Source organism: Streptomyces spiroverticillatus (genome assembly GCA_014650415.1).
Classification (GTDB): domain Bacteria; phylum Actinomycetota; class Actinomycetes; order Streptomycetales; family Streptomycetaceae; genus Streptomyces; species Streptomyces spiroverticillatus.
This window is the reverse complement of record BMUX01000002.1, coordinates 470,201-487,012: the sequence shown is the minus strand read 5'-3', so window position 1 is coordinate 487,012 and position 16,812 is coordinate 470,201. Positions and strand designations below refer to the sequence as shown.

Below are 16,812 nucleotides of genomic sequence, written 5' to 3'. Positions count from 1 at the left end.
TTGCATGTGATCGTGCGTGTGGCAGGATGCTGAACAGGTCATGAGTGACAGCGACTACGGCCCCGGCCCGCTGTCCGGCAACCCTCCGTCCGTGGCGGGGTGCCCCGGGTGAAGACCAGGTCGTAGGCAGCGAGGTCTACGGCAAGCGCGGACCCCTGCGCACTCCTTTCGGAGTGGCGCGCCCCTGGGGTCCTGGTCCTCAAGGGAGCAGTCTCGTGAGCAAGCGAATGCGATAGGGCCGCTCGGCCCCGTTTCACCTTCACCTCCGCCCCGGGCACACCTGTATCCGGAGCGTCGAGGCAACTCCCGTACCAGACAAGGCAGTTGAGCCTTCGTCAGATTCCGTACGGGACTCACTGAAGCCATTCCGCCTTGTCCTGCCAGGAGTTTCGTCATGTCTGCATCGCCCGTCGCCACCGTCACCGCCGCCGCTGTCTCCGCCGACGCCTGCGCCGCCGAGTGCGCCGACCCCTGCTGTGCGCCGCTGCCCGTCCTCGGGCGGGACGTGGCCGTGCCGCTGGTCACCGGGGGCGAAGTGACGTACGCGGCCCTCGACTACGCGGCCAGCGCCCCGGCCCTGCAGCGGGTGTGGGACGACGTCGCCGCGTACGCCCCGTACTACGGCAGCGTGCACCGGGGCGCCGGGTACCTCTCGCAGCTCTCCACCGACCTGTTCGAGAACAGCCGGGTGACCGTCCACGAGTTCCTCGACTGCCGCGACAGTGACCAGGTCGTCTTCACCCGCTCCACCACCGACTCGCTGAACCTCCTGGCGGCCGTCCTGCCCGCCGACTGCCAGGTGTTCGTCTTCGAGACCGAGCACCACGCCTCGCTGCTGCCCTGGCAGGACGCCAACGTCACCTACCTGAACGCCCCGCGCACCCCGGCCCAGGCCGTCGAGACGCTGGAGCGGGCGCTCGCCGACCGCGACCCGTACGGCCCGGCGCTGGTGTGCGTGACCGGCGCCTCCAACGTCACCGGCGAGATCTGGCCGGTGCGCGAGCTGGCCGCCGCGGCCCACGCCCACGGTGCGCGGATCGTGCTGGACGCCGCCCAGCTCGCACCCCACCACCCGGTGTCCGTACGGGACTTGGACGTCGACTGGGTCGCCTTCTCCGGCCACAAGCTGTACGCGCCCTTCGGCTCCGGCGTGCTCGCCGGACGTGCCGACTGGCTCCAGGACGCCGAGCCCTACCTCGCGGGCGGCGGCGCGTCCAAGAAGGTCGCCCGGCGCGCGGACGGCGGTGTGGACGTCGAGTGGCACACCACGGCCGCCCGCCATGAGGCCGGCTCCCCGAACGTCATCGGCGTGTACTCGATCGCCTCCGCCTGCAAGGCGCTCACCGACGCCGGCTTCGACAACCTGGTCCGGCGCGAGCAGGCGCTGGTGCGCAAGGTCCGTGAGGGCCTCGCCGAGGTCCCGGCCGTGAAGGTGCTCTCGCTGTTCGGCGACGACGCCCCGCGCGTCGGCGTCATCTCCTTCGTCGTGGAGGGCTGGAACAGCTCGCACTTCGCCGCCGCGCTCTCCGCCGAGTACGGCATCGGCGTGCGCGACGGCCTCTTCTGCGCCCACCCGCTGGTGCGCACCCTGCTCGGCAGCGACCCGCAGGACCCGGGCGAGTGCGGCGCGCCGGAGGCCGAGCCGGGCGAGCGCTCCCTCAACGCCATCCGCGTCAGCTTCGGCGCGGGCACGCCCGACGAGCACGTGGAGCGGTTCGTGGGCGCGGTCAAGGAGCTCGTCGCCAACGGTGCGCAGTGGAACTACCGCACCGAGGGCGGTCGTTGCGTCCCGGCCGTCTGAGGCTTCGTACGGTACGGCTGGGGCTTTCGTACGGTACGGCTGTGGCCCGCCCCCTCACGCAGGGGGCGGGCCACAGCCGTACCGAGCAGTGGTCAGCCGTCCAGGCCGATCGCGAACGCGGCCTCCAGGTCGTGCTGCGAGTACGTGCGGAACGCGACGTGCGTGTCCGTGCCCTCGACGCCGGGGATCTTGCTGATGGAGCCGGGGATGATGTCCGCCAGGTCGTCGTGCCGGCCGACGCGCACCATGGCGATCAGGTCGTACGTACCGGTGACGGAGAAGACCTCGCTGACGCTGTCCAGCGCGGCGATCGACTCGGCGATCTCGGGGATGCGGTCCACGCTGGTCTTGATGAGCACGATCGCGGTGATCACGGCTGGCTTTCTCCCTCGGTGGCCGGTGGTGCTGCTGCGCTCGTAACTGTAGTCGTACGCCGATAACGCGCCCACGCGTAGAGGAACCCCCCGCCGAAGCCCACCACGTGCGCGAGGTACGCCACCCCGGCCCCCTCGCCCAGGCCCTGGGCGGCCAGCCACTGGAGCACGAACCAGAAGATCAGCACGATCCACGCGGGGAAGCGCAGCGGCAGGAAGAGCAGGAAGGGGAAGAGGCTGGTGACCCGGGCGTGCGGGAACAGCCGCAGGAACGCGCCCAGCACCGCCGAGATCGCCCCGGACGCGCCGACCAGGGTCTCGTGGGAGTCGGCGTGCACGAGGGCGTACGCGACGAGGGCGAGGTAGCCGCAGACCACGTAGAAGAGGGCGTACGCGAGGGGGCCCATGCGTTCCTCGGTCATCGCCCCGAAGACGTACAGGAAGAGCATGTTGCCCAGCAGGTGCAGCCAGTTGCCGTGCACGAACAGGGCGGTGAACGGGGTGAGCAGAGTGTGTCCGGCGCCGGTGACCAGTTCCGCGGGGACCACGCCCCAGCGTTCGAAGTAGGCGCTCTGTGCGGCGAGGAGCGCTTCCCCGGTGCCGTAGGCGGGATTGAAGCCGGACGCGGGGCCGAGCAGGAAGACCACGCAGCAGACGCCGATCACCGTGTACGTCACGACCGGCCCCCGGCTGATCTCCCGCCACTGCGCCCGCGCTCGACCGGCCGTGACTTTGCTCATGGGGATCACGGTTCGAGCATGACGCAACGGGCCGTTCGGGCGGGGCTGGCTCGCCGGGTGCGGGCCGCCCGGGCCTTCTCGCCCGTGTCACCCCGGTCTCAAGGGTCGGCCGCCCTCGGCGCGGGGTACCGGTAAGGCCGTAGGGTTGCGCGCAGGGCATCCGCAGTTCGACGGCGCACCGCGGCAACGACGTACGACACACGCGTGACGTGTGCGAAGGAATAGGAAGAGGCCGGTACGCATGACGACGACGGTTCCCCTGCCCACTGCCGGGACCCGGTGGCGCTGCACCCTCTGCGGAAACCTCACGCGTTTCGACGTGACCCGCTCCTCGAAGGTGGTCGAGTACGTGCACCTCGACCTGGCCGGGGAGTCGAAGGTCGAGGAACGCGAGGTGGTCAGTGAGACCATCGAGTCCGTGCGTTGCCGCTGGTGCAACGCGGTGGACCAGATCGAATTGGTGGACAGGCCGGACGCCGACCCCCAGAACTCCTAGGGAGTTCTCGTGGGCGGGCCCGGCGGAGCATGCCCGCGAGGGTAGGAAGGCAGTGGGGTGACGGCAATGGTGGAGCCCGCGAGCGGCGCGGACCGGGCCGGTACGGCCGACGACGTCGCAGAGGTGCTCGACCGCCCGTTGCCCGAGGGGGTGCGGCGTCGGGTCGTGACGCTGGTCTCGGACGCGTTCGGCGGCCTGACGGTGGCGGAACTGCCCGCCGCTCTGCGGCAGTACGCCCGGTTCACCCCCACCAGACGCGCCAAGTTCGCGGGCAACGCGATGGCGGCGGCACTGGAGAGCGACCCGGTCTTCCGGCAGCGCATCGGCGAACGGCTGCGTGAGGCGCAGCCCGAGCTGGCGAGCGCGCTGGAGGCCGGGTCGCCGCCCGCCGCCGCCGACCCGGTGGACGTGGCGGCCGCCGCCTACGTACTGCGCCCGGTGGGCTGGGTGAAGCTGGTGGCCGCCGCCGGCGAGGAGGCCCAGCGCGCGGACGCCGAGCGCGCCGACGAAGCCGCCCAGCGCGAACTGGAGCAGCTGCGCGCCGAGCTGGCCGAGGCCCGGGAACGTACGAAGACCGAGACCGAGCGGCTGCGCGCCGAACTGGACGCGTCCCGCAAGGAGTCCGAGGCCGCCCAGCGCAAGCTGCGCGGCGCCCTCAGCGACGTCAAGCGGGGCGAGGCCGCCCTGCGCAGGACGCAGGCCGAGATCGACGGCATCAGAGCCGAGGCCGCCGCCCAGGTGACCGCCGCCGAGGCGGAGTCGAGGCGGCTGCGGGCCAGGCTCGGCGAGGCGGAGGCGTCCGTCGAGGCGGGACGCCGTGCCGTACGGGAAGGGCGCAGCGTCGAGGACATGCGGCTGCGGCTGCTCCTGGACACCGTGCTGGAGGCTGCGCAGGGGCTGCGCAGGGAGCTGGCGCTGCCGCCGTCGGCGGGGCGTCCCGCGGACACCGTGGACGCGGTCGAGCCGGGGCGGATGTCGCCCAAGGACATCGCGGCCAGGGCCCTGTCGGACACCGATCCGGCGGTCCTGGACCAGTTGCTGGCGCTGCCGCAGGCGCATCTGGTGGTCGACGGCTACAACGTCACCAAGACCGGTTATCCGACGATGCCGCTGGAGAAGCAGCGGCTGCGCCTCCTTGGCGGTCTGTCCATGCTGGCGGCGGCTTCCGGCGCCGAGGTGACGTGTGTCTTCGACGGTGCGGAGCTGGCGGCGCCGGTGCTGCTCGCGCCGCCGCGCGGGGTGCGGGTGCTGTTCAGCAAGGCGGGCGTCACCGCCGACGAGCTGATCCGCCAGCTGGTGCGTGCGGAGCCGGACGGGCGGCCGGTCGTGGTGGTCTCCACCGACCGCGAGGTGGCCGACGGCGTCGCCAAGTCCGGTGCGCGGCCCGTGGCTTCCGCGATGCTCCTCAAGAGGCTTTCGCGGGCCTGAGCCCTTCCGCACTGTTGCGGGCGGTGCGGGCGGGGATGCCCAACTTGCGTCCCCGATGACCGTATTGAAGGCTCTTGGGGCTGGCGTTCCGTCAACTGCTCATGACGCAGCGTGTGACGCAAGCAAATTATGCGTCTCAAGGGCGAGATTTTTCCTATGAGGATTTGAACTGATCACAAGAAGGTCACTAAGGTCTGGGCTCGAACCTTCGCACGGTTGATCACTCATCCGGAGTATCGGCGAGGGGCCCGCCAACCTCGCTGGTCGGCGGCTGAGGAAGAAGGAGCTCGCCTTCGTGGCGTCCCACCGTCGTCCCAAGCAGCCGAGCCGCACCCGTGTGACTGTGCTCTCCCTCGCAGCCACCGCAGCGGTGGCCCTCACCTCGCAGTCGGCGAACGCCGCGCCCAAGGCTGACAAGAAGGAAGTCAAGGCGAAGGTCGACAAGCTCCACGAGGAGGCCGAGGCCGCGACCGAGCGGTTCAACGCGGCCAAGGAGAAGCAGGGCACCCTGGAGAAGCAGGTCAAGAACCTCCAGGAGAAGGTGGCGCGCGGCCAGGCGGAGCTCAACGACCTGCGCAAGGGTCTCGGTTCGATGGCGACCGCGCAGTACCGCACCGGCGCCGTGGACCCCTCGCTCCAGCTCTTCCTGTCCTCCGAGCCGGACCAGTTCCTGGACCGCGCCGCGGCGATGAACCAGCTGACCACCAAGCAGGCCGAGTCGCTCCGCAAGATCCAGAGCAAGCAGCGCACCCTTGCGCAGGAGCGCGAGGAGGCCTCGGGCAAGCTCGCCGACCTCTCCTCGGTCCGCAAGGAGCTCGGCGACAAGCGCAAGACGATCCAGGGCAAGCTCGCCGACGCGCAGAAGCTGCTCAACACGCTCACCCAGGCCGAGCGCGACGCCATGTCGGACCAGGAGGACCGGGCCAGCCGGGACGCCAACGACCGTTCCCAGCTCGGCGAGATCTCGGCCGGCTCCGGAATCGGCGCGCAGGCCATGGCCGCCGCCAGGACGAAGATCGGCGCCCCCTACGACTGGGGCAACAAGGGCCCGAACGCCTTCGACTGCTCCGGGCTCGTCTACTGGGCGTTCAAGCAGGTCGGCCGCACGGTCGGCAGCAGCACGTACACCCAGGTCAACGACGGCCCGAAGATCTACAACAAGAGCGACCTGCGCCCCGGCGACCTGGTCTTCTTCAGCGGCCTGGCCCACGTCGGCTTCTACGCCGGCAACGGCATGTCGCTGCACGCGCCCAAGCCCGGCGCCAGTGTGCGCGTCGAGGACATGCGCTACCTCGGCTCCTTCATGTACGGAGTGCGCGTCGGCGGCTGAGGCCGCGGCTTCCCGGGTGCTGCGTCTGTAGGTCTCCCGAATACGACACGCCCGCAATACCCAGCAGCCGACGCCGAACACACCGCCCGTTCGGGCGAATTGCGGCCTCCCTCGCTGACTGCCCGCCCCGCCGATGACCTGGTCATCAGGCGGGGCGTCGTGCTGTGCGGGGGGTCTGTGTGCTTCCTGGGGTCGTTGGTCGCCCTGTGAGCGTGCCGCTACTGTCTGCTCGCGCAGCTCCCGTCGAGCAGTCCGCCCGCCCCGGGCGGCAGGGTGCTGTCTCCCAGCAGTGGAAGGAGTGCGGCTTCCTGTGGCGTCACACCGTCGTCCCTCGCAGTCCGGGCTCACACAGAGCACCCGGGTCACCGTCCTGTCCGCCGCCGCGGCCACCGCGGCAGCGGCCCTCGGGGCCACCCCCGCCAGCGCCGACCCGGCGGGCACGCCGACAGCCACCCAGGCCACCGTCGACCGGCTCTTCGAGCAGGCCGAGAAGGCGACCGAGCAGTACAACAAGGCCAACGAACGCGCCACCGCCCTGCGCAAGGAGGTCGCCCAGGCCCGCGAGCGCACCGCACGCGGCCAGGAGCGCATCAACCGCATGCGCGGCGTCCTCGGCCAGCTCGCCGGCGCCCAGTACCGGTCGGGCGGGGTCGACCCCACGGTCTCGCTGCTGCTCTCGGAGAACCCGGACGGCTACCTCGACAAGGCGGCCGCCCTCGACCGGATCAGCGCCCTGAACACGGGCAAGCTGCACGAACTCACCGAGGCGCAGCGCAAAGTGGGCCAGGAGCGCGCCGAGGCCTCCCGCAAGCTCGGCGAACTGGAGCGCAGCCGCAGCGTCGTCACGCGCCACAAGCGCGCCGTCGAGCACAAGCTGGCCGAGGCCCGCCGGATGCTCAACGCGCTGCCCGCCCCCGAGCGCGCCGCGTTCGACCGGGCGAACCGCAGCGGGCGCGCGGAGCTGCCGGAGATGTCCGGTGCGATGCCCGCCTCCTCGCGGGCCGCCGCCGCCGTGCTCGCCGCACGGGGCGCGGTCGGCAAGCCGTACGTCTGGGGCGCCAACGGGCCCTCCGGGTTCGACTGTTCGGGCCTGATGCAGTGGAGCTACGGGCAGGCCGGCGTCTCCCTGCCGCGCACCTCGCAGGCGCAGCGGTACGCGGGCCGCCAGGTCTCCCTCGACCAGGCGCAGCCCGGCGACCTCGTCGCCTACCGCGACGACGCCAGCCACATCGGGATGTACATGGGCAACGGGCAGGTCGTGCACGCCCCCTACCCCGGGGCCCCGGTGCGCTACGACCCGGTCGGCATGATGCCGATCTCCTCGGTGACCCGGGTCTGACGGGTCTCGTAGGCCGGGTCCGTGGGTTCTGCTCCTGTGTGCCGATCTTCTCTGCGTACGATTCCCTGATGGCGGCGCACGAGGGCGGCACACGGTACGGACGGCGGGCGGTGCTCGCCCTGGGCGGGCTGCTGGCGGCCTCCTGCGCCCTGCCGTCCGCCCCCGCCGACACCGCCTCCCGTGATGTGCGGCGGCTGCTGGACCGGCGGGCCGCCGCCCTGCTGACCCGCGACCGGGCCGCGTTCCTCGACGTCCTCGCCCCGGGAGCGCAGGGGCTGCGCTCCACGCAGGGCGAGGAGTTCGACCACCTCGCCGGAGTGCCGCTGAAGGACTGGCACTACCGGCTCACCGGACTCGACCGCACCGGCGTCAGCGCCGTCACCGCGCGGGTCGAGCTGCGGTACCGCATCGACGGCTACGACGCGGTGCCCGCCGTCTCCGCCCACCGCGTCGACCTCGTGCGCGAGGACGGCCAGTGGTACGTCACCGGGGACCGGCCCGGTCGCAGCGGCGCGCAGGAACTCTGGCAGCAGGGGCCGGTGACCGTCGCACGGGGGCGGCGCTCCGTCGTCCTCGGCACCGGGCACAGCACCGATCGCCTGCGCCGGATCGCGGAGGCCGCCGACGGTGCGGCCGACGCCGTCGCCCGCACCTGGACGCGCGAGGAAGAGCTGAAGACGGTGCTCCTGGTGCCGCCCTCGCTGAACGCGATGGGTGCGCTGCTGGGCGAGCCCGCCGCCGGATACCGGGGGATCGCCGCTGTCACCACCGGGGCGAGCGACCGGGGGCGGCGGACCTCCGCGGACCGCGTCATCGTCAACCCCGAGGCGTACGACGTGCTGGGAGCCGTCGGCCGACAGGTCGTCCTCACCCACGAGACGACGCACGTGGCCACCCGTACGGACACCACGGCAGCCACCCCGATGTGGCTGTCGGAGGGCTTCGCTGACTGGGTGGCGTACCGCGACAGCGACCGCACCCCGGCCCAGATCGCCCCCGAACTCCAGCGCACCGTACGGAGCGAGGGGCCGCCCGCCGCGCTCCCGGCCGACGAGGACTTCCGCTTCGCGGGGGACGCGGACCGGCTGGCAGGGGCGTACGAGGGCGGCTGGCTGGCCTGCCGGATGATCGTGGAGCGCAGGGACGCGGCGACGCTGCTGGAGTTCTACCGCACCGTCGGCGCCCATCCGCAGCGGGACGGGGCGGTGGAGGCGGCGCTCCAGCGCCATCTGGGCACCACCCCGCAGGAGTTCACCGCGCGCTGGCGCAGCTATGTGCGGGACGCGCTCGTCTGACGCTGATTGCGGTCGGCGGGCACATGACGCTGTGCGGGCAGTGCGTGCGGTGCGTGCGCGGCCTCCGTGACGGTGTGCCGCCACAGTGTGCGGCACGCCAGCACCGTCGCGGCGACCAGAAGCCCGTTGCGTACGAACAGCAGGGACACCCCCAGGGCGTCGCTGGCCACCACGTGCGAGAACCAGATGGGGAATTCGAGGCAGGTGACGAGGGTGGCCGCGAGCACCAGGTGGGCGGGGCGGTCCATCCGGCTGCCCCGGAACACCAGGCAGGCGGCCGCGAGTCCGACCAGCCACAGCATGTACTGCGGGCTGATCACCCGGCTCGTCGTGGTGAACAGCAGCACCGCCACGAACGCGGCGTCGCACGCCGTCGACGCGGTGAACAGCCGCGCCTTGAGCCGCCACACCAGCAGCCACCCGAAAACGAGCACAGTGAGGACCATCGCGGCGGTGCTCACCACGGAGACGTACGGTCCCAGGAACTCCACCGAGCCGTAGTTCAGCAGCACTTCGCCCTCCCAGCCGAAGTGCCTGGCCACGTGGAAGACCATCGCGCCCAGCGACTCCACCTCGGTGCCCCGGTCCCGCTGGAAGGTCAGGAACGCGAGCGCCCCCGGCATCGACACCGTGAACAGCAGCACCAGCCCGAGCGCGGTCAGCACGAACGCCGGCCACGAGGCACGCGTCGTACGGCCGCGTGCGGTCCCCGCGAGCAGCAGGGCGGGCCAGACCTTCAACATCGCCCCCACGGCCGCCAGCGCCCCCATCAGGCGCGGCCTGCGGGCCCCGGCGAGGAGCGCCGCCACCGCGACGCCGGTGACCATGACGTCGTAGCGGGCGTACGACGTGGGGCCGAGCAGTGCGATCCCCGCGATCCACACCCACGCGCCCGCCATCCGCTTGCCGGGGCGGCGGCCCGCGTACAGCAGCAGCCCCGTCACCACGGCGTCCGCGAGGAACGCCAGCACGAAGAAGGCCGAGGCGTAGCCCAGGAACGGCAGCAGCGCGGGGGAGAGCACCGCGAGGGCGGCAGCCGGCGGGTACTGCCAGGTGATGTCGTCGAGCGGGAAGGTGCCGTCCTTGAGGACCTCGTACCAGCCCTGGTAGATGACCGAGATGTCACTGGTGACGTCGGGGCCGGGGAAGGTGAGGACCTTGAACACGCACAGCAGCAGCAAGGTGCGGGTGACGGCCCACACCGCCAGGGGGGCGACGGGCAGGGCGGGAGGAGTCCGATGTCCAATGCCGCTCGCTGTCATGACCATCCTTGTCCGGTGGCGGGCGTCTACAGGGTCATGATGCAGGGCGCACAGGTCCCGGAGCGATGACGCGGAGCCGCCCGGTACTGGTCGAGCGGTTGCGGGAGGTGTCCCGGTACTGTCGGCCACGATGGACAAGACCTTGATCGTGACCAACGACTTCCCGCCCCGCCCCGGCGGCATCCAGGCGTTCCTGCACAACATGGCGCTGCGCCTGGACCCCGAGCAGGTCGTCGTCTACGCCTCCACCTGGAAGCGCGGACGCGAGGGTGCGGAGGCCACCGCCGCCTTCGACGCGGAACAGCCCTTCACCGTGGTGCGCGACCGCACCACGATGCTGCTCCCCACGCCCCGTGTCACCCGGCGCGCCACACAGCTGCTGCGCGAGCACGGGTGCACCTCGGTGTGGTTCGGGGCGGCCGCGCCGCTCGGGCTGATGGCACCGGCGCTGCGCCGCGCGGGCGCCCGGCGGCTGGTGGCCACCACGCACGGGCACGAGGCGGGCTGGGCGCAGCTCCCGGCCTCCCGGCAACTGCTGCGGCGGATCGGCGAGGGCACCGACACGATCACCTACTTGGGCGAGTACACGCGCTCCCGGATCGCCGCCGCGCTCACCCCCGAGGCCGCCGCGCGGATGGTGCAGCTGCCGCCGGGCGTGGACGAGAAGACCTTCCACCCGGGTTCGGGCGGCGACACGGTGCGCGCGCGGCTCGGCCTCACCGAGCGTCCGGTCGTGGTGTGCGTGTCGCGGCTGGTGCCGCGCAAGGGGCAGGACACCCTCATCGAAGCCATGCCGCAGGTGCTGCGCGCGGTGCCGGACGCCGTGCTGCTGGTCGTCGGCGGGGGACCGTACGAGAAGGAACTGCACGCCCTGGCACAGAAGACCGGCGTCGCGGACTCCGTGCGGTTCACCGGGGCGGTGCCCTGGGCGGAGCTGCCCGCGCACTACGGTGCCGGTGACGTCTTCGCGATGCCGTGCCGCACGCGCAGGGGCGGCCTGGACGTCGAGGGGCTCGGCATCGTCTACCTGGAGGCTTCGGCGACCGGGCTGCCGGTGGTGGCGGGCGACTCGGGCGGTGCGCCCGACGCCGTACTGGACGGGGAGACCGGGTGGGTGGTGCGCGGCGGCGAGCCCGCCGAGTCCGCCGAGCGCATCGTGACGCTGTTGCAGGACGCGGATCTGCGGCGGCGGATGGGGGAGCGGGGGCGCGAGTGGGTCGAGGAGAAGTGGCGCTGGGACCTGCTCGCGGAGAAGCTGAAGACGCTGCTGTAGTACGGGCATAAGTAAGGGGCGACCTCCCGGAGGCCGCCCCTTACGTCAAGTCCTTGGCTACGCGCCGTAGATGGCCTCGCCTACGCGCCGTAAATCGCTTCGATCTCGTCCGCGAAGTCCTTCGCCACCACGTTCCGCTTCAGCTTCAGCGACGGCGTGATGTGGCCCGCCTCCTCGGTGAACTGGGTCGGCAGGATGCGGAACTTGCGCACCGACTCCGCCTTGGAGACCGCCGCGTTCCCGTCGTCCACCGCGCGCTGCACGGTGGCCAGCAGGTCCGGGTCCTCGCGCAGCGAGACGGCCGTCGAGTTCGCGGGCTTGCCGTGCTCGGCCGCCCACCGGCCGAGGAACTCCTCGTCGATGGTGACCAGCGCGCCCACGAACGGGCGCCCGTCGCCGACCACCATGCACTCCGCGACCAGCGCGTGCGCCCGGATGCGGTCCTCGATGACGGCCGGGGCGACGTTCTTGCCGCCCGCCGTCACGATGATCTCCTTCTTGCGGCCGGTGATCGCGAGGTAGCCGTCCTCGTCGAGGGTGCCGATGTCACCGGTGTGGAACCAGCCGTCGGTGAGCGCCTCCGCGGTGGCGGCGGGGTTGTTCCAGTACCCCTTGAAGATGTGCTCGCCGTGCAGCAGCACCTCGCCGTCGTCGGCGATGCGCACCACCGAGCCCGGCAGCGGCTGGCCGACCGTGCCGATCTTCTGCCGGTCCCACGGGTTGAACGCGGTCGCGGCGCAGGACTCGGTGAGGCCGTAGCCCTCCAGGACGGTGAAGCCGATGCCGCGGAAGAAGTGGCCCAGGCGCTCGCCCAGCGGCGCACCGCCGGAGATCGCGAACTCGCCCTTGCCGCCGAGCACCGCGCGCAGCTTGCTGAAGACCAGCTTGTCGAAGACCTTGTGCTTGAGCTTGAGACCGAACGCCGGGCCCTGCGGCGTGCTGAGCGCACGGCTGTAGGCGATCGCCGTGTCGGCGGCCTTGTCGAAGATCTTGCCCTTGCCGTCGGCCTGCGCCTTGGCGCGCGCCGAGTTGTAGACCTTCTCGAAGACGCGCGGCACCCCGAGGATCAGCGTCGGCTTGAAGGCCGCCAGCTCGTCCGTGAGGTTCTTGATGTCCGGTACGCAGCCCAGCTTGATCGGCGCCATCACCGACGCCACCTCCACCAGCCGCCCGAAGACGTGCGCGGCGGGCAGGAACAGCAGCACCGAGCACTCGCCCGTGCGGAACAGCGGCTTCAGGCGCTCCACCACGTTGCCGCACTCCGCGAAGAAGCTGCGGTGGGTCAGCACACAGCCCTTGGGGCGGCCCGTGGTGCCGGAGGTGTAGACGATGGTGGCCGGGTCGTCGGCGCCGGCGACCGCGCTGCGCTCGTCCACCGTCTCGTCCGAGACGTCCGCGCCGAGCGCGTTCAGCTGCTCGATGGCCCCGGCCTCGATCTGCCAGACCTGCTTGAGGGCGGGCAGCTGCTCCCGTACGGACTCCACGGCGTCCGCGTGGGCCTCGCCCTCCACCAGCACCGCGACGGCCCCGGAGTCGCCCAGGATCCACTGCACCTGCTCGGCGGAGCTGGTCTCGTACACCGGCACGGTGACCGCGCCCGCGCTCCAGATCGCGAAGTCCAGCTGCACCCACTCGTAGCGGGTGCGCGACATCAGGCCGACCCGGTCGCCCGGCTCCACGCCCGCGGCGATCAGACCCTTGGCGGCGGCACGCACCTCGGCCAGGAACTGGGTGGCGGTGACATCGGTCCACGTCCCCGCGACCTTGCGGCCCATGACCGCGGTGTGGGGGTGCTGAGCGGCATTGCGGCGGATGAGATCCGTCAGATTGCCGTCCGAAGGGACCTCGTACAGAGCCGGAAGGCTGAACTCGCGCAAGACTGCTGCTCCTCATCAGGCACCGGTCGCCACGTCAGCGTGTCGCCGGCTGCGGTCCAAGGTCGGGCAGGTGCTCAGTGGGGGATGAGCACGACTGGACTGCCCGGACGTTACCCACCAGTACTCGGTTCCCGATAGGGGGTCCCGGCCAGATGTACGCTGCGTCACACTGTTCGGCCGGTGCTTCGCGCACAGTAGTCCACGCTGTGGGCGACTCGGAAGTAACCGCAGGTCCGGCCGTATCCCGGTGGCTCGCGGACCGGCCCTGCTCAGTGGCAGGGCCTGGTTCTAGGCTGGTCGGCATGCGAGTTCATGTGGTGAGCGACGTGCACGGAAACGCCGAGGGCCTCGCCCGGGCGGGCGACGGCGCGGACGCCCTGGTCTGCCTCGGCGACCTCGTGCTCTTCCTCGACTACGCCGACCACTCGCGCGGCATCTTCCCCGACCTCTTCGGCACCGCGAACGCCGACCGCATCGTCGAGCTGCGCACCGCCCGCCGCTTCGACGAGGCGCGCGACTTCAGCCGCAGTCTGTGGGAGGGCATCGACCGCAAGGCGGCCACCCTCGCGGCGGTGCGCAAGCAGTACGCGGAGCTGTTCGCCGCCTTCCCCACGCCGACGTACGCCACGTACGGAAACGTCGACATGCCGACGCTGTGGCCGGAGTACGCCGGACCGGGCACCGTCAGCCCCGGCACCACGGTGCTCGACGGCCAGCGCGTCGAGATCGGCGGCCTGGTCTTCGGCTTCGTCGGCGGCGGGCTGCGCACCCCCATGAACACGCCCTTCGAGATCAGCGACGAGGAGTACGCGGCCAAGGTCGAGGCGCTCGGCGAGGTCGACGTGCTCTGCTCGCACATCCCGCCCGAGGTCCCGGAGCTGGTGTACGACACGGTGGCGCGCCGGTTCGAGCGCGGCAGCCGCGCCCTGCTGGACGCCATCCGCAGGACCCGGCCCCGGTACTCCCTCTTCGGGCACGTGCACCAGCCGCTGGCGGCCCGGATGCGGATCGGCGCCACCGAGTGCGTGAACGTCGGGCACTTCGCGTCGACGGGACGGCCCTGGGTGCTGGAGTGGTGACGGCCCGGGTGCTGGAGTGGTGAAGGAGCCGGTCGCGATAGCCTTCACACCGCACACACCAGTCAGCCAGCCCCAGTCCGGACCGTGAGGAGCCATCGCGATGGCGGAACACACCAGCTCTAGCATCACCATCGAGGCGGCGCCGGCCGACGTCATGGGTGTGATCGCGGACTTCGACCGCTACCCCGACTGGACGGGCGAGGTGAAGGAGGCCGAGGTGCTGGCCACCGACGACCGCGGCCGCGCCGAGAAGGTCCGCCTGGTGCTCGACGCCGGCGCCATCAAGGACGACCACACCCTCGCCTACACCTGGACCGGCGAGAACGAGGTCAGCTGGACCCTGGTGAAGTCGCAGATGCTGCGCTCCCTCGACGGCTCCTACCACCTGGCGCCCGCCGCGAACGGCGCCACCGAGGTCACCTACCGGCTCACCGTCGACGTCAAGATCCCCATGCTCGGCATGATCAAGCGCAAGGCGGAGAAGGTCATCATCGACCGCGCCCTGGCCGGCCTGAAGAAGCGCGTCGAGTCCGGCCCCAAGGGCTGAGCGGGCGGACCACAGGCACAGGGGCACGGGGACGCGGGGGCACGAAGGTGAGCACGGTAGGCACGGGCGCGGTACGCACGGTTCTGATCACCGGGGCCGGTGGGGCGGGCCGCACCACTGTCGCTGCGGCCACCGCCCTCGCCGCAGCCGGCGCCGGTGCGCGCGTGCTGCTCCTGGGCACCGACCGGGACGACACCCTGGGCGCGGCCCTGGGGCTCCCCGCCGGGGCGATACCCGGCGACCCGCGCACACCTCTGGAGGCGGCACCGGGGCTGCGGGTCGCCCGCATCGACGCCGCCGACGACTTCCGCCGGGAACTGGTCGCCCTCCAGGAGCGCGCGGGCACCGCCCTGGACCTGCTCGGCGCCTCCCCGCTGGACGCCGACGAGCTGACCGAACTCCCGGGCAGCGAACCCTTCGCCCTGCTGCGCGCCCTGCGCACGACGGCGGCCGACGCAGCCTCCTGCGACCTGATCGTCGTCGACATGCCGCCCACGCACAGCGCCCTGGCCGCCCTTGCCCTGCCCGCCCAGCTTCGCCGCTACCTGCGGCGGCTGCTGCCGCCCGAGCGGCAGGCGGCACGCTCCCTGCGCCCGATGCTGGCGCAGCTCGCCGGGGTGCCGATGCCCGCGCAGTGGCTGTACGAGACCACCGCCCGCTGGGAGGCCGAACTCGCCACCACCCAGACCGTGCTGGAGAGCCCCGCCCTGTCGGTGCGGCTCGTGGTGGAGCCGGGGCCGGGAGCCGCCGAGGCGCTGCGCACCGCGCGCCTGGGGCTGGCGCTGAACGGACTCGCCCTGGACGCGGTCGTCGCCAACCGGGTGCTGCCCACCGCCTCCCCGGACCCCTGGCTGGCCGCCCTCTCGGCGGAGCAGCAGACGCACCTCAAAGAGGTGCACGAAAACGCACACCTCTTTGAGGTGCGAGAACTGCCCCACCTGGGACGCGCACCGCACGGGCCGCAGGAACTGGCGCGGCTCGCGCACGCACCGGTCCCGGGCGCCCCTGTCGCCGCGCACACCGTCGAGGACCGGCTCGCCGAGGACGGCGTACTGGTGTGGCACCTGCCGCTGCCGGGCGCCACGAAGCAGGAGCTGGGGCTCGTGCGCCGGGGGGACGAACTGGTGCTCACCGTCGGACCGTTCCGGCGCCTGCTGCCGCTGCCGTCGGCGCTGCGCCGGTGCACCGTCTCCGGCGCGGCGCTCACCGACGGGGTGCTGCGGGTGCGCTTCACACCGGACCCGGGGCTGTGGCCGCAGGGGCGTTGAGCGGCGTACGGGTGCCTGGGCAGCGGTGCCGGAGCGGCGGCGTACGGGTGCTGGACCGGCCGCGTACACATGGTGGCGAGGCCCTGAACGGCGTACCGCTGTTCGGGTAACGTCGAGGGCGTACGGACCCGTTTCCCGCCCCGCCTCGCAGGAGTGCGCCATGAGCGAAGCCACCGACCGCCCCGACGAGTCCGGCGCGGCCCACGCGTACGACGACGACGCCTGGGCGACGGCGTGCGAGGAGGACCTCGCCGCCGAGAGGGCCCGCCGCCGCGCACAGTACGGACCGCAGACCGGTTCCGCCGCCGAGGAGCTGCGCAGGCTGATGGACGCGGTCGCGGACAAGGTCTCCTCCCTCCAGTCGCCGCTGTTCGGGATGGCCGCCCAGAGCGTGGCCAACCAGTTCGTTCAGCAGGCGAAGGCAGTGGTCGAGCCGGTGGTGGAGCGCAATCCGCAGGTCTTCGACCATCTGGCGGCGGCAGGCAACGAACTTCTGGCCGCCTACCGGTCCGTCGTGGCCGGGCACGAGCAGCGTTGGACCCAAAACGCATCGGACGCCGCGAAGACCCCGAACCGCACTGACAATTCGGCCAAGTCGTCGCAATCCGGTCCGGATGACCCTGACGACCGTTCAAAAGGTGAACACATCGACCTCGACTGAGACCCCTCCTCGGGTACGGTGGCCGAGGGAGCCTGTCTCCGG

The 16,812-nt window shown here is 71.9% G+C and carries 15 protein-coding genes and 1 riboswitch; of the genes, 11 read left to right on the top strand and 4 right to left on the bottom strand.

Going from position 1 to position 16,812, the window contains the following annotated elements; translation table 11 throughout:
* Positions 1 to 36: 36 nt before the first annotated feature.
* A riboswitch (SAM riboswitch) is annotated at positions 37 to 154 on the top strand.
* Between the two features lie 240 nt (positions 155 to 394).
* Positions 395 to 1,801 (top strand): aminotransferase class V-fold PLP-dependent enzyme, encoded by a 1,407-nt coding sequence (locus IE269_RS06530; protein ID WP_189821771.1) that lies wholly within the window; start codon positions 395 to 397, stop codon positions 1,799 to 1,801.
* Between the two features lie 92 nt (positions 1,802 to 1,893).
* Here IE269_RS06530 and IE269_RS06525 read toward each other — a convergent pair whose 3' ends face one another.
* Positions 1,894 to 2,175 (bottom strand): Lrp/AsnC family transcriptional regulator, encoded by a 282-nt coding sequence (locus IE269_RS06525; protein WP_189821770.1) that lies wholly within the window; start codon positions 2,173 to 2,175, stop codon positions 1,894 to 1,896.
* The gene (locus IE269_RS06520) at positions 2,172 to 2,915 is read right to left on the bottom strand and encodes a rhomboid family intramembrane serine protease (RefSeq protein ID WP_189821769.1); all 744 of its coding nucleotides are present in this window, start codon (positions 2,913 to 2,915) and stop codon (positions 2,172 to 2,174) included. The genes IE269_RS06525 and IE269_RS06520 overlap by 4 nt, the downstream gene beginning before the upstream one ends.
* Positions 2,916 to 3,156: 241 nt before the next feature.
* On the opposite strand from IE269_RS06520, the gene IE269_RS06515 reads away from it, so the two are divergent.
* The 5 genes from IE269_RS06515 to IE269_RS06495 all read left to right on the top strand — a co-directional run bounded on the left by IE269_RS06515 (position 3,157) and on the right by IE269_RS06495 (position 8,803).
* Positions 3,157 to 3,411 carry a hypothetical protein gene (locus IE269_RS06515; protein ID WP_189821768.1) on the top strand — a complete coding sequence of 85 codons (255 nt, stop codon included), beginning with the start codon at positions 3,157 to 3,159 and terminating at the stop codon, positions 3,409 to 3,411.
* Between the two features lie 66 nt (positions 3,412 to 3,477).
* Positions 3,478 to 4,839, top strand: a complete 1,362-nt coding sequence (locus tag IE269_RS06510; RefSeq protein ID WP_189821767.1) for an NYN domain-containing protein — start codon at positions 3,478 to 3,480, stop codon at positions 4,837 to 4,839.
* Positions 4,840 to 5,134: 295 nt separating this feature from the next.
* The gene (locus tag IE269_RS06505) at positions 5,135 to 6,169 is read left to right on the top strand and encodes an NlpC/P60 family protein (protein ID WP_189821766.1); all 1,035 of its coding nucleotides are present in this window, start codon (positions 5,135 to 5,137) and stop codon (positions 6,167 to 6,169) included.
* Between the two features lie 310 nt (positions 6,170 to 6,479).
* Positions 6,480 to 7,508 (top strand): C40 family peptidase, encoded by a 1,029-nt coding sequence (locus IE269_RS06500; RefSeq protein ID WP_189821765.1) that lies wholly within the window; start codon positions 6,480 to 6,482, stop codon positions 7,506 to 7,508.
* Between the two features lie 68 nt (positions 7,509 to 7,576).
* Positions 7,577 to 8,803 carry a hypothetical protein gene (locus tag IE269_RS06495; RefSeq protein WP_189821764.1) on the top strand — a complete coding sequence of 409 codons (1,227 nt, stop codon included), beginning with the start codon at positions 7,577 to 7,579 and terminating at the stop codon, positions 8,801 to 8,803.
* Here the strand turns inward: IE269_RS06495 and IE269_RS06490 are convergent.
* Positions 8,779 to 10,065: a glycosyltransferase family 87 protein gene (locus IE269_RS06490; protein WP_189821763.1), complete on the bottom strand. Its 1,287-nt coding sequence runs from the start codon at positions 10,063 to 10,065 to the stop codon at positions 8,779 to 8,781. The genes IE269_RS06495 and IE269_RS06490 overlap by 25 nt on opposite strands.
* A gap of 130 nt (positions 10,066 to 10,195) precedes the next feature.
* On the opposite strand from IE269_RS06490, the gene IE269_RS06485 reads away from it, so the two are divergent.
* Complete coding sequence (locus IE269_RS06485) at positions 10,196 to 11,338, top strand: glycosyltransferase family 4 protein (RefSeq protein WP_189821762.1); 1,143 nt, start codon at positions 10,196 to 10,198, stop codon at positions 11,336 to 11,338.
* An 80-nt stretch (positions 11,339 to 11,418) separates the two neighbouring features.
* Here the strand turns inward: IE269_RS06485 and IE269_RS06480 are convergent, their stop codons facing one another.
* On the bottom strand, positions 11,419 to 13,215 hold the full coding sequence (locus IE269_RS06480; protein WP_189821761.1) for an AMP-dependent synthetase/ligase: 1,797 nt from the start codon (positions 13,213 to 13,215) through the stop codon (positions 11,419 to 11,421).
* Positions 13,216 to 13,517: 302 nt separating this feature from the next.
* Between IE269_RS06480 and IE269_RS06475 the strand changes: the two genes are divergently transcribed.
* From IE269_RS06475 to IE269_RS06460, 4 genes are all read left to right on the top strand, one after another.
* Positions 13,518 to 14,294, top strand: a complete 777-nt coding sequence (locus tag IE269_RS06475; RefSeq protein WP_189821760.1) for a metallophosphoesterase family protein — start codon at positions 13,518 to 13,520, stop codon at positions 14,292 to 14,294.
* A gap of 100 nt (positions 14,295 to 14,394) precedes the next feature.
* Entirely contained in the window at positions 14,395 to 14,841 is a 447-nt protein-coding gene (locus tag IE269_RS06470) for an SRPBCC family protein (protein WP_189821759.1), read from the top strand.
* Positions 14,842 to 14,888: 47 nt separating this feature from the next.
* Complete coding sequence (locus tag IE269_RS06465; protein ID WP_189821758.1) at positions 14,889 to 16,109, top strand: ArsA family ATPase; 1,221 nt, start codon at positions 14,889 to 14,891, stop codon at positions 16,107 to 16,109.
* 160 nt (positions 16,110 to 16,269) lie between these two features.
* Positions 16,270 to 16,770, top strand: coding sequence for a DUF5304 domain-containing protein (locus tag IE269_RS06460; protein WP_189821757.1), 501 nt, complete (start codon positions 16,270 to 16,272; stop codon positions 16,768 to 16,770).
* The last annotated feature ends 42 nt before the right edge of the window (positions 16,771 to 16,812 follow it).

Excerpts from the sequence above, each read along its gene's own strand:
- IE269_RS06530 (WP_189821771.1), top strand. The coding sequence starts at position 395 with ATGTCTGCATCGCCCGTCGCCACCGTCACCGCCGCCGCTGTCTCCGCC.
- IE269_RS06520 (WP_189821769.1), bottom strand. The coding sequence starts at position 2,915 with ATGAGCAAAGTCACGGCCGGTCGAGCGCGGGCGCAGTGGCGGGAGATC.
- IE269_RS06515 (WP_189821768.1), top strand. The coding sequence starts at position 3,157 with ATGACGACGACGGTTCCCCTGCCCACTGCCGGGACCCGGTGGCGCTGC.
- IE269_RS06510 (WP_189821767.1), top strand. The coding sequence starts at position 3,478 with ATGGTGGAGCCCGCGAGCGGCGCGGACCGGGCCGGTACGGCCGACGAC.
- IE269_RS06495 (WP_189821764.1), top strand. The coding sequence starts at position 7,577 with ATGGCGGCGCACGAGGGCGGCACACGGTACGGACGGCGGGCGGTGCTC.
- IE269_RS06490 (WP_189821763.1), bottom strand. The coding sequence starts at position 10,065 with ATGACAGCGAGCGGCATTGGACATCGGACTCCTCCCGCCCTGCCCGTC.
- IE269_RS06485 (WP_189821762.1), top strand. The coding sequence starts at position 10,196 with ATGGACAAGACCTTGATCGTGACCAACGACTTCCCGCCCCGCCCCGGC.
- IE269_RS06475 (WP_189821760.1), top strand. The coding sequence starts at position 13,518 with ATGCGAGTTCATGTGGTGAGCGACGTGCACGGAAACGCCGAGGGCCTC.
- IE269_RS06470 (WP_189821759.1), top strand. The coding sequence starts at position 14,395 with ATGGCGGAACACACCAGCTCTAGCATCACCATCGAGGCGGCGCCGGCC.
- IE269_RS06460 (WP_189821757.1), top strand. The coding sequence starts at position 16,270 with ATGAGCGAAGCCACCGACCGCCCCGACGAGTCCGGCGCGGCCCACGCG.